2 protein-coding genes are annotated in these 1,071 nt (G+C 46.9%); both read right to left on the bottom strand.

The window, feature by feature from the left end; genetic code table 11:
- Positions 1–564, bottom strand: a 564-nt coding sequence (locus KDK17_RS16380; RefSeq protein WP_257288549.1) for a hypothetical protein, incomplete at its 3' end; no start/stop codon positions are given.
- A 262-nt stretch (positions 565–826) separates the two neighbouring features.
- On the bottom strand, positions 827–1,071 hold a 245-nt coding region (locus KDK17_RS16375; RefSeq protein WP_257288548.1), incomplete at its 5' end, for a hypothetical protein.

Here is a 1,071-nt window from a genome sequence, read left to right as displayed (position 1 = left end):
GCTACAATCCGGTTGTATACTCCATTGATTGCTATTTTCTTGAACCGACAGCACTAGCGACGATTTTCCTGCCGGTAAACGCCATCTGGCCAGATACTCGTGTTGCCAGCCGCTACTGTCTGGTGTGAGTTCGACCAGCCTCATTTTCCCAGCCTGAATATCCGGCATACCCTGTCCTGTTGAAGCCTTTGTAATCACTGGTGGTGAGGGAAAATGTTCCGTAGATAGCGAGGGGGGAGTTCTGAAACAAAAATGAAATATATCGCCTGCCTTGCTATCCAGGCTGACATATAGCTGATTTTTTTCCAGTCTTGCTGGCTTGCTTTTATCGTCAGTAGTCTTGAGATCGTAAACAAGGTGAAGCGGCGGACTGTTCTCCATAAACGACATTCTGCTAATAAGTTCTGATGTCTTCAGGGGTGTGAAAGAGCCTCCCCATCCTGTCCAGCTCAATAGGTTGGAAACGTAAGAAACATAAGAACTGTGGCCGGACACCGGCAACATGACAGATAGAATGAGTAACATAAACAGGCGCGGCATGGTGAGAAATCTTACTGCTTTCATGATTGAATTTGCCCATAGATTTTTATTGTTGAGGCATAACAATAGACCCTAAATCTGAAGCCGTTTTATTTATAATCGAAGCCAGGCTTCTTCGTGCCCGGGAAATAAAGAAAAGAAGGAAAGACATTCAGGCCCACCTTTGGTTACTCCAGCACCGGGGATGCGTTCATGGCAATACGTCATCCAGCAGAATCAGCATGAGACTGAAGGCTGTGCCCCGATGTTTCATCATATCCAGATGAACACTCCCCAGGGGATAGGCTCAAAAAAACCGGGTGTGACCCGGTTTGTGATATGTGGCAATAAAGGAAAGAAACAGTGTTGCTGAGCTTCCTGACAAGCCAGAGAATGATAAATAATCGATAGCTGGTCGTGAACTCTGCTTCAGCCAGTGGTATGATACCGCAAACCGGGTTCTGCCCGGTTTTTTTGTGGACCTGTCCGGACTGGAAAGCTTTGGGGAGTCATCTGTGGATATGTTGCAACATCTGGGCATAGCCTTCAGTC

Origin of the sequence: Endozoicomonas sp. SESOKO2 (assembly GCF_024606245.1) — a bacterium.
Lineage (GTDB): Bacteria > Pseudomonadota > Gammaproteobacteria > Pseudomonadales > Endozoicomonadaceae > Endozoicomonas_A.
The sequence above is the reverse complement of the archived record's forward strand: the minus strand, read 5'-3'. Positions and strand labels throughout refer to the sequence as shown.